The sequence below is a fragment of the Aureimonas ureilytica genome, assembly GCF_001475935.1.
GTDB classification, from domain to species: domain Bacteria; phylum Pseudomonadota; class Alphaproteobacteria; order Rhizobiales; family Rhizobiaceae; genus Aureimonas; species Aureimonas ureilytica_A.
The window spans coordinates 167,768-178,376 of record NZ_LDQA01000008.1; the positions used below are offsets into that span (position 1 = coordinate 167,768).

Sequence of the window (10,609 nt, forward strand, 5' to 3'; positions counted from 1 at the left end):
CTGCATCGACGCGGCCGAAATCGACCCCCATGATCGCGGGCATTGGCAGCGCCGACCATGGCAACGAGCACTCTCTCGTGGGAGCAGCGGCCGAGCTGATGCTCGGCAATCCGTTTCTCGATAGGCGCCCGGTTGGAATGCCGGAACGTCCATCCCGACACGTTCCATGTCATCGACCTGCGGGCGCGGGCCTTCTACCAGCCGAGCCCGGCGATCAAAACCCATGACAAGGACGGCTGCGCTCTTACCCCAGCACTCGGGGCCTTCTGGAGCGAGCCGACAACCCGCCATTCGACCAGAGAGTGTCGAGCCCGGCCGGGTGGCGGGTTTATAAGTGTTCGCCCGTCGCCGTCTCGCCAAGGATGGCTGCGCAGCCTGACTCTTCCTGCGCTTGAAATGCGGGCGAAGCTCTTGAAGCAGGGCCTCGCACCCTGGATGATCCCCCTATGGCGCCGCCGCGTCGGAGTGACGACCATGAGTTCTCTTCCCCCTGATCCTCGCCTCGATCTTGGCCGCTACAGCCACATCGTGGTGGGCGCGGGCTCGGCGGGCTGCACGCTCGCCAACCGCCTGAGCGCCGACCCGAAGAACAGCGTTCTGCTTCTGGAAGCCGGCGGCTCGGATCGCTACCACTGGGTCCATATCCCGGTCGGCTACCTCTATTGCATGGGCAATCCGCGCACGGACTGGGGCTATGCCACCGAGGCGGAGGCGGGGCTGAACGGCCGACGCCTCGCCTATCCGCGTGGCAAGGTCATGGGCGGCTGCTCGTCCATCAACGGCATGATCTACATGCGCGGACAGGCGGCCGACTACGACCGTTGGCGGCAACTCGGCAATGCGGGCTGGGGCTGGGACGATGTCCTGCCGCTGTTTCTGAAATCCGAGAACCATCACGCGCTCAGCGGCCCGTTTCACAGCCAGTCCGGCGAGCTGCGCGTGGAAAAGCAGCGCCTGTCCTGGCCGATCCTCGACGCGATCCGCGAGGCGGCGGAGGAGATGGGCGTGCCGCCCATCGAGGACTTCAACAGGGGCGACAATTTCGGCTCGTCCTATTTCGAGGTGACGCAGAAAGCCGGATTCCGCTTCAACGCCGTGCGCGCTTTTCTCGCCCCGATCCGGCATCGCAAGAACCTGCGCATTCTGACCCAAGCTCAGGCCGAGCGTATCCGCATCGAGGAAGGGCGCGCGACCGGTCTCGATCTCAGGCTCGATGGGCGACCGGCGAGGGCGCATGGCGAGATCGTTCTGGCGGCGGGCGCGATCGGCACGCCGCAGCTTCTCCAATTGTCGGGCATCGGTCCCGCCGAGCTGCTACGCCGGCACGGGATCGACGTTCTGCTCGACCGCCCCACTGTGGGCGAGAACCTGCAGGACCACCTGCAAATCCGCACGGCCTTTCGCATCGAGGGCGCGCGCACGCTCAACGAGTGGCAGGCGACGCTGTGGGGCAAGGCGCAGATCGGGCTGCAATATGCGCTGAAGCGCTCCGGGCCGATGGCCATGGCCCCGAGCCAGCTCGGCATCTTCATGAAGTCCGATCCGCGTTTCGAGACCGCCAATATCGAGTTCCATGTGCAGCCGCTGTCTCTCGATCGGTTCGGGCAGCCGCTCGACGCTTTTCCCGCGATCACCGTGTCGGTCTGCAATCTGCGCCCGGAGTCGCGCGGCAGCGTGCGCATTACTTCGCCCGATCCCTTCGCCCCGCCCGCGATCGCGCCGAACTATCTCTCCACCGATGGCGACCGCGAAGTGGCGAGCGCCTCGATCCGCGCCGCGCGCCGTCTCATGGCGACAAGGCGGCTGGAGCGCCACCGCCCGCAGGAGTTCAAGCCCGGCGTGCATCTTCAGAGCGACGAGGATCTGGCGCGCGCCGCCGGTGATATCGCAACCACGATCTTCCATCCGGTTGGCACGGCGCGCATGGGGGCCGACCCGGACGCGGTGGTCGATCCGCAGCTTCGCCTTCGCGGCATCGCGGGCCTGCGCGTAGCCGATTGCTCGATCATGCCCACCATCGTCTCCGGCAACACCCACGCGCCTGCGGTGATGATTGCGGAAAAAGCCGCCGAGATGATCCTCGCCGATCGTTGAAGGCGGCGGCTCGCTGAGGAACGGGGGAGGGGGCTGGGCCGCATCACCGCTGCCTCGTCCGCCTTGCCGTTCGCGCGCGCCCCTCCCTTTCGAGCGACACGGCGGAGAGGAGTCGAGACTAGGCATCAACCCGTCCATCCCTGATCGAGTCTCCACCCGGTGACATGCCGCGCCGTCCATCCCCTTGCGGTCGCGTCGATAAGAGACGACACGCCACACGGGGTATGGATTGACAGCCAAGAAAGTTATCGATAACATCGCGACATGATGATTGGGAGGTTGTCATGAGCGAGCTTCGGTTCGAGGGAGTCGCCAAGCGATTTGGCGGCACGCAGGCGCTGAAGGGCGTCAGCTTTTCCGTCCGGTCCGGCGAGGTCGTGGCGCTGCTCGGCGAGAACGGCGCGGGCAAGTCCACCATCATCAAGATCTTAGGGGGCATCCACAAGGCCGATGCCGGGCGCATCGCCATCGACGGAACGCCCTATACCCACGAGAGCGAAGGGGCGGCGGGGGCGCGGCGCTCGGTCGCCTTCGTGCATCAGGATCTCGGCCTGATCGAATGGATGACCATCGCCGAGAACGTCGCCATGGCCAATGGCTATCCAAGGCGGGGCGGGGGCAAGCGCGGGCTGGTGGATTGGGCGGGCGTGCGGACGCAGGCCGTCGAGGCGCTGGCGCGGCTCGGCTGCGACTTCGACCCGGACACGCGCGTTTCCTCCCTGTCGCGCACCGAAAAGTCTCTGGTGGCGATCGCCCGCGCGCTCGCCACGGACTGCGAATTTCTCGTCCTCGACGAGCCGACCGCCAGCCTTCCCGCCGACGAGGTGGAGAAGCTGATGGGCGCGGTGCGCCGGCTCGCCTCCGGGGGCGTCGGCGTGATCTATGTCTCGCACCGGCTAGACGAAATCTTCCGCGTCGCCGACCGCGCCGTGGTGCTGCGCGACGGCGCGCTGGCGGGGGAGGGGCGCATCGCCGACCTGACGCCGGCTGATCTCATCGCGCAGATCGTCGGCACCGGCTCGCTGAAGCTCTACGAGAAACTGCCCGCGCCGGCGGAAGCGAAGGCCCGCGTGACGGTGCGTGGCCTCACGACAGCGGGGGCGGGGCCGGTCGGTTTCGACATCCGCCAGGGCGAGATCCTCGGGCTGGTCGGCCTGCGCGGTGCGGGGCAGGAGGCGGTGGGTCGCGCGCTGTTCGGGGCGCAGGCGCATTCGGGTGCGGTCACGATCGATGGCGCGGCGCCGGACCTCTCCTCCATGCGCGCCGCGCTCCGAAGCGGCATCGGCCTCGTGGCGCGGGACCGCGCGGAGGAGTCCGTCGCGGCCGCCCTCTCGGTGCGTGAGAACGCCTTCCTCAATCCCGGCGCGTTCGGCCGCAAGCTGTTCTCCTTCCGTTCGCCGGCGAGCGAGAGCCAAGCCGCGCGCGAGCTGGGCCGCCGCATCGGCCTTCGCCCCAACGACCCGGATCTCGCCATTGAGGGCCTGTCGGGCGGCAATCAGCAGAAGGTCATCGTCGGCCGCTGGCTGGAAACCGGCCGCCGGCTCCTGATCCTCGAAGACCCGACGGCGGGCGTCGATGTCGGGGCCAAGGCCGAAATCTATCGCCTCGTGGAAGCGGCGGTTGCCGCCGGCCTCGCCGTGCTCGTGGTCTCCACCGATTTCGAGGAGGTGGCGACGCTCTGCCACCGCGCGCTCGTCTTCAATCGCGGCGCAATCATCGCGGAGCTCTCAGGCGAGGCGGTGACGACCGAGCGCGTCATCGCCGCCGCGAGTGCTTCGGAAGCCGCCTGACCTTCCGACCGCCGGCTCGGCTGGCGGCGCTCATCCGGTTCGAGCCCGTTCCGACACGGAAAGGGCGAAGGCCGGACTGACCCGGCCGCATCCTCCATGCCCGCCGGCGCGCCCGCAGAGCGCGAGCGCGTCGTGCGATCTCACATTCCCTCGCCGGCCCCGCCGGCCGCGAGGTCCCAACAGCCTTGGCGCACGCGGGAGACCCGTCATGAATTCCATCAAATCCAACGCGCTCGAGCCGACGCGCGCCGAAATGCGCGGCCTTCCGCCCGGTCAGGCGGCGATGCGCCTTCTGCCGGTCTATGGCCTACCGATCCTGACGCTGGCGCTGATCCTCCTGTTTGCGATCCTCTTGCCGCGCACCTTCCCGACCCTCCTGAACCTGCGCTCCATCGTCTCGGACAAGTCGATCATCGCGCTTCTCGCCTTGGCCGCCATGATCCCGATGACGGCGGGCAAGATCGACCTGACGGTCGGCTATGGCATCGTGCTCTGGCATATTCTGGCGATCTCGCTGCAAACCGCCTTCGGCATTCCCTGGCCGGTCGCGGTGCTGATCGTGCTGGCGCTCGGGGCGCTGGTCGGCCTGCTGAACGGGCTTCTGGTCGAGGTCGCGCAGATCGACTCTTTCATCGCGACGCTCGGCATGGGCACCGTGCTCTATGCGCTGGCGCTCTGGTACACCGGCGGTCGGCAGGTCGTCGCGCCCTTGCCTGAAGGCTTTCTGGCGCTGAACGGCACCATGGTCTTCGGCCTGCCCATTGGCGGCTTCTATGTGCTCGCCCTCGCCGTCTTCCTCTGGCTCGTTCTCGAATACACGCCGGTCGGCCGCTATCTCTATGCCATCGGCGCCAACCCCAAGGCCGCCGCGCTGAACGGCATTCCCGTGCGCCGCTTCACCATGGCGACATTCGTCGCCTCCGGCTTCCTGACGGCGCTGACGGGCGTGCTGCTCGCCTCCAAGCTGCGCATCGGGCAGGCGAGCGTCGGGCTCGAATATCTTCTGCCGGCCCTCGTCGGCGCGTTTCTGGGCTCCACCACGATCAAGCCCGGCCGGGTCAATGTCTGGGGCACGGTGGTCGGTGTGATCGTGCTCGCGGTCGGCATTTCCGGCATCCAGCAGTTCGGCGGCTCCTTCTATGTCGAGCCCCTGTTCAACGGCATGACGCTGCTCGTCGCCATCGGCATCGCCGCCTACGCCCAGCGCCGGCGCGGCGCGAAATAACGAAACCGGCCCGCCGGGAGGAAACGGACGGGCCACGACAAGACATCCTCGGGAGGAAACCAACATGAAGACGCTTCTCTCCGCGCTGCTCCTCGGCGGTGCCCTCATGATCGCGGCCGCGCCCGCCGCCCGCGCCGATGCGATGGCCGACGCCAAGGCGACCGTGGACAAATACGCCTCCAAGGTCACGAAATGGGACGGGCCGACATCCGGCCCGAAGATCGCCAAGGACAAGACGATCGTGGTTCTGGCCGGCGACATGAAGAACGGCGGCATTCTCGGCGTCGTCTCGGGCATCGAGGAAGCGGCCAAGGCCGCCGGCTGGACGGTCCGCACGATCGACGGCGCAGGCTCCATCTCGGGCCGCACGGCGGCGGTGGGACAGGGCATCGCGCTGAACCCGGACGGGATCGTCGTCGCCGGCTTCGACGCGGTGGAGCAGCAGGCGGGACTGGAGCAGGCCAAGAACGCCAAGATCCCGATCGTCGCCTGGCACACCGCGCCGGAAGTCGGCCCCGTGCCGGCGGCGGGCGTCTTCGCCAATGTGACCACCGATCCGATGCAGGTGGCGAAAGCCGCCGCCGACTGGGCCTATGTCGATGCCAAGGGCAAGCCGGGCGTCGTGATCTTCACCGACAGCACTTACGCGGTGGCCATCGCCAAGGCCGACGCGATGAAGGCCGAGATCGAGAAGCTCGGCGGCACGGTGGTCGAATATGTCGACACGCCCATCGCCGAGACCTCCACCCGGATGCCGCAGTTGACCACCTCGCTGCTCCAGCGCCATGGCGATGCCTGGACGCATTCGCTCGCCATCAACGATCTCTATTTCGACTTCATGGGCCCCTCGCTGGCGGCGGCGGGCATCGCTGGCGACGGCAAGCCGGTGAATGTCGCGGCGGGCGACGGTTCGGAATCGGCCTATCAGCGCATTCGCTCCGGCCAGTATCAGGCCGTCACCGTCGCCGAGCCCCTGAAGCTTCAGGGCTGGCAGCTGGTGGACGAGCTGAACCGCGCCTTCGCGGGCCAGCCCTGGTCCGGCTACGTCTCGCCGCTCCACATCGTCACCAAGGCCAATGTCGAGTTCGACGGCGGCCCGAGCAATGCCTTCGACCCCGACAACGGCTATCGCGACGCCTACAAGACGATCTGGGGGGTGAAGTAAGCGGCATAGTCGCCATGCCCGCCCCGCCGCGCGCCTCCTTCGCGGCGGGGCTCCCTTCCCGATCGATCCGACGAGACCCCAGCCATGTTCATCCGTTGCGCCTTTTTTCGTGGCCGCGCCAAGCCGGGCCACGAGGCCGAATTCACCGCCTATGTGCGCGACAAGCTCGTGCCGCTCTGGACGCGCTTTCCCGGCGCGGAGGAAGTGCGCGTCCTCCGGCAGGAGGAGGCCGATGTCACCGACCCGCATTTCGAGATGGTGCTCCAGGTCCGCTATCCCTCGCGCGAGGCGATCGAGACGGCGCTCGCCTCCGACGTGCGCTACGAGTCCCGCGAGGTGACGAAGGGCTTGCTGGATCTTTACGAGGGCGACATCTTCCACACCGTCTTCCGCGCCGACGATTACGCCCTGCCGACGAACTGAGCCTGAGATGAGCGAGACCTATATCGTCCACGACGACCGCTTCCGCGCCCTCTTCATCGGCCATGCCAAGCTGGAGAAGCTCTGGACCGGCGGGCGCTGGGTGGAAGGGCCGGTGCATGTCCCCTCGGCCAAATCCGTGCTCTGGTCGGACATTCCGAACGACCGGGTGATGCGCTTCGACGAGTGCGACGGCTCGGTCTCGGTCTTCGAGGGCCCCTGTGGCTACCACAACGGGCATACGCTGGACGCCGAGGGCCGCGTCGTCGCCTGCGAGCATGGCGGGCGGCGCGTCTCGCGGCTGGATCATGATGGCGTGTGGCGCAGTCTCGTCTCGCATTGGGAGGGCAAGCGCCTCAATTCGCCCAACGATGTGGTGGTGAAGCGCGACGGCACGGTCTGGTTCTCCGACCCGACCTATGGCATCGACTTCCACTACGAGGGCCACCGCGCCCCGTCCGAGATCGGCGCGTCCAACGTCTATCGGCTGGACCCCACGACAGGCGAGCTGACGGCCGTCATCACCGACATGCTGAAGCCCAACGGGCTCTGCTTCTCGCCCGATGAATCGATCCTCTATGTCTCGGAGACGGGCAAGACCCACGATCCCGCCTGCGAGCCGGTGATCCGCGCCTATCCCATGGTGGACGGGCGCACGGTGGGGGAGGGGCGTCTCTTCGCGCGCTCGCCGAACGGCTTCTTCGACGGGTTCCGCGCTGACACATCAGGCAATATCTGGGCCTCCAACGCCGATGCCGTCTGCGTCTATGCGCCCGACGGCACGCATATCGGCTCGATCCCGGTGGAAGAAATGGTCTCCAATCTCTGCTTCGGCGGCCCGAAAAAGAACCGCCTCTACATCACCGCGCAGACCTCGCTCTATGCGATCTATGTCAACGCGCATGGGGATGGCTGGCGGGATTGAGCCGCCACCCAGGCAAACAACCCTTTCCAAATCCATTCAGGTTTGTTACCGATAACAGTGACGACGCGGCCCACAAGGGTCGCACGGAGGAGACCGAATCCATGCGCGCCGCCGTGATCCACGCCGCCAAGGACCTGCGCCTCGACGAGCGCCCCGAGCCGAAGCTTGCGCCCGGCGACGTTCTCGTGCGCTTCGGCGCGGGCGGCATCTGCGGGTCGGACCTGTCCTACTGGGGCAAGGGCCGCGTCGGCGACTTCGCGCTGCGCGAGCCGCTGGTGCTCGGCCATGAGGTGGCGGGCGAGATCGAGGCGCTGGGCGAGGGCGTGTCGGGTCTCGCCATCGGCCAGCGCGTCGCGGTCAACCCGAGCCGTCCCTGCCTTCACTGCGACTATTGCCGCGCCGGGCGCTCCAATCTTTGCCGCAACATGCGCTTCTTCGGCTCGGCGGCGATGTTTCCGCATGTGCAGGGCGGCTTTGCCGAGCGCTTCACCTGCCGCGCCGATCAGGCCGTGCCGGTGCCCCCGGACATGCCGCTCGCCAAGGCCGCGCTGGCCGAGCCGCTGTCGGTCGCGATCCACGGCCTCACCCGCGCGGGCGATCTCCTGGGCAAGCGCGTTCTGATCACCGGCGCGGGGCCGATCGGCATGTTGCTGACGCTCGCTGTGCGCCATGCCGGCGCGAGCTTCGTCGCGGTCACCGACCTCGTGGATGAGCCGCTGGCGCTGGCGCGGCAGGCCGGCGCGGACGAAACGATCAATGTCGCGACCTCGCCCGAGCGCCTCGCCGCCTTCGAGGCCAACAAGGGCTTCTTCGATGTCGGCTTCGAGGCCACCGGCGCGCCGCCCGCGCTGGGCTCCCTGGTGCGCGCGATCCGTCCGGGCGGGCGCATCGTCCAACTCGGCATGATGCCGCCGGGCGAGGTGGGCGTGCCCGTCAACATTCTGATGGCGCAGGAAATCGATCTCGTGGGCGCGTTCCGCTTCTGCGAGGAGTTCCACACCGCCGTGGATTGGCTGGCCAACGACCGGATCGATGTGACGCCGGTGATGTCGGCGCAGATGCCGATGAGTGATCTGTCTCAAGCCTTCGAGATGGCCGCCGATCGCAAGCGCGCGATCAAGGTCCACCTGCATTTCTGAGATGAGCATCCACACGCGGAGCGCCCTGTTCGAAGGCACGATCCGCCCCGGCTGCGAGGAGGCCTTCTACGACCTCATCATGGCCGAGCTGATGCCGGTCTGGCGGGCCATGCCCAACGCCTTGGCCGTGCGCGTGCTCCGCACCGAGCGGCGCGAGGACGGCGCGCCCGCGCTCGTTCTGGTGCAGGAGATCGACTACCCGTCGGCTGAGGCCGTGGCGGAAGCGGAAGCCTAGCCCGTGCGGGCGCGCGGCGCGCCGGTGATGGAGAAGCTGATGACGCTGTTCGACGGCACGCTGCGCCATGTGGTCTACCGGCGTCTTGCCTGAGAGACCGCAAACGATGCCGAGCCACGCTCGAACGCGCGGATCGACCGAGCGAAAGAAGATGACCATGGCCCGACACAAAAAGGCCGGCCGAGAGGCCGAGGTCCAGACCCCGAACCGATCCCCGCCCCTGGAGACGGAAGCGCGGCGAGGGGCGTCCGATGCCGGCGAGGCCACGGGCGAGGCCAAGGCCGGCCATCGCCGCGCCCCGGCCGCGCCCGGTGCGAAAGCGCGGCGCAGCGACGCGCAAGGGTCCGCCACCGGCTCCAAGCCGACGATGCGGGATGTCTCCAAGCTCGCGGGCGTTTCCACCATGACGGTGAGCCGGGTGCTGGCCGATCCGTCCATCGTCGCGCCGGAAACGCGCGAGCGCGTCATGCGCGCGGTGGACCAATTGGGCTATGTGCCCGATCTCGTCGCCGGCTCGCTCTCCTCGCGGCGCACCAATTTCGTCGGCCTGATCCTGCCGACGCTCACCAATTCCAACTTCGCCGACACGGCGCAGGGGCTCGCCGAGGCCCTGGGGCAGAGCTACCAGCTCCTCATCGGCTACACGCTCTATCAGGCGGGCGAGGAGGAGCGACTGGTGCGCTCGCTTCTGGCGCGCCGCCCGCAGGGCATCGTCGTCGCAGGCACGCTGCACACGGCCTCGACGCGGCGAATGCTGACCAATGCCGGCATTCCCGTGGTGGAAATCTGGGACGCGCCCTCGGCTCCGCTCGACCGGGCGGTCGGCTTCTCCAATTTCGAGGCGGGCCGCGCCGCCGCGCGCCATTTGCTCTCGCTGGGCCTGCGCCATATCGCGGCCATCGGCTCGGAGGCGGAAGGCGATATGCGCGACGCGCGCGGCGAGGCGCGCCTGCAGGGCTTTGCGGCCGTGCTGCGGGAAGAGGGCATCGAGACCGGCCTGATCCTGCGCCATGGATCGGCCCCCGTGTCCTACGCACACGGCGCGGCGGCGATGAAGCTCCTGCTGCGCGATAAGCCTGGCGTCGAGGGCGTCTTCGCGGTGTCCGACGGTTCGGCCTTCGGCGCGCTGATGGAATGCCGCCGCCAGGGCATCGACGTGCCCGGCCGCATCAGCCTCATGGGCTTCGGCGATTTCGAGCTGGGGCGCGAATGCGAGCCGGCGATCTCGACCATCCGGGTCGATGCCAAGGGCATCGGCAAGGAGACCGGGCAGCTTCTGCGCGATCTCTTCGAAGGGCGGGGCGCGGACCGGCCGCCCTCCATCGATCTCGGCATCGAGGTCGATGGAGGGGGCGGGGGTCCCGCGCGGCCCGACCTCGATGCCGAGCACGAGCGGGGGGGGCCGGTCGGCGCCCCGCCCTTCGCATATACCCCGCAGAGGCTGCCCGGTCCCGTTGCCGATGCCCCTGTCTCTTATACGCGTGCCCGAGCCAACGAGAACGTACTAGAACTCGTATGCCGTCCTCCGCCTGACAGAAAACAAGCGAGAGTGGAGATAACAAGAGAGCAGCACAGCTCACACGACAATACTGAGAAGGATAATGACGAGATCGGAG

At 67.9% G+C, this 10,609-nt stretch carries 8 protein-coding genes and 1 pseudogene; all 9 read left to right on the plus strand.

Features of this window, described 5'->3' with window-relative positions:
• Positions 1 to 474: 474 nt before the first annotated feature.
• Positions 475 to 2,094 (plus strand): GMC family oxidoreductase, encoded by a 1,620-nt coding sequence (locus tag NS365_RS03015; RefSeq protein WP_058598817.1) that lies wholly within the window; start codon positions 475 to 477, stop codon positions 2,092 to 2,094.
• Positions 2,095 to 2,378: 284 nt separating this feature from the next.
• A complete protein-coding gene (locus NS365_RS03020) occupies positions 2,379 to 3,884 on the plus strand; it encodes a sugar ABC transporter ATP-binding protein (protein ID WP_058598793.1) in 1,506 nt (501 codons plus the stop codon).
• A 208-nt stretch (positions 3,885 to 4,092) separates the two neighbouring features.
• Positions 4,093 to 5,109: an ABC transporter permease gene (locus tag NS365_RS03025; RefSeq protein ID WP_058598794.1), complete on the plus strand. Its 1,017-nt coding sequence runs from the start codon at positions 4,093 to 4,095 to the stop codon at positions 5,107 to 5,109.
• A gap of 64 nt (positions 5,110 to 5,173) precedes the next feature.
• The gene (locus NS365_RS03030) at positions 5,174 to 6,274 is read left to right on the plus strand and encodes an ABC transporter substrate-binding protein (RefSeq protein ID WP_058598795.1); all 1,101 of its coding nucleotides are present in this window, start codon (positions 5,174 to 5,176) and stop codon (positions 6,272 to 6,274) included.
• 84 nt (positions 6,275 to 6,358) lie between these two features.
• Positions 6,359 to 6,697: a hypothetical protein gene (locus tag NS365_RS03035; protein ID WP_058598796.1), complete on the plus strand. Its 339-nt coding sequence runs from the start codon at positions 6,359 to 6,361 to the stop codon at positions 6,695 to 6,697.
• A 7-nt stretch (positions 6,698 to 6,704) separates the two neighbouring features.
• Positions 6,705 to 7,619: an SMP-30/gluconolactonase/LRE family protein gene (locus NS365_RS03040; RefSeq protein ID WP_058598797.1), complete on the plus strand. Its 915-nt coding sequence runs from the start codon at positions 6,705 to 6,707 to the stop codon at positions 7,617 to 7,619.
• A gap of 101 nt (positions 7,620 to 7,720) precedes the next feature.
• Complete coding sequence (locus NS365_RS03045; RefSeq protein WP_058598798.1) at positions 7,721 to 8,758, plus strand: L-idonate 5-dehydrogenase; 1,038 nt, start codon at positions 7,721 to 7,723, stop codon at positions 8,756 to 8,758.
• Between the two features lies 1 nt (position 8,759).
• Positions 8,760 to 8,993, plus strand: coding sequence for a hypothetical protein (locus NS365_RS03050; protein ID WP_343286833.1), 234 nt, complete (start codon positions 8,760 to 8,762; stop codon positions 8,991 to 8,993).
• Positions 8,994 to 9,360: 367 nt separating this feature from the next.
• Positions 9,361 to 10,344, plus strand: a pseudogene (locus NS365_RS03055) (LacI family DNA-binding transcriptional regulator); the annotation flags it as partial.
• Positions 10,345 to 10,609 lie beyond the last annotated feature (265 nt).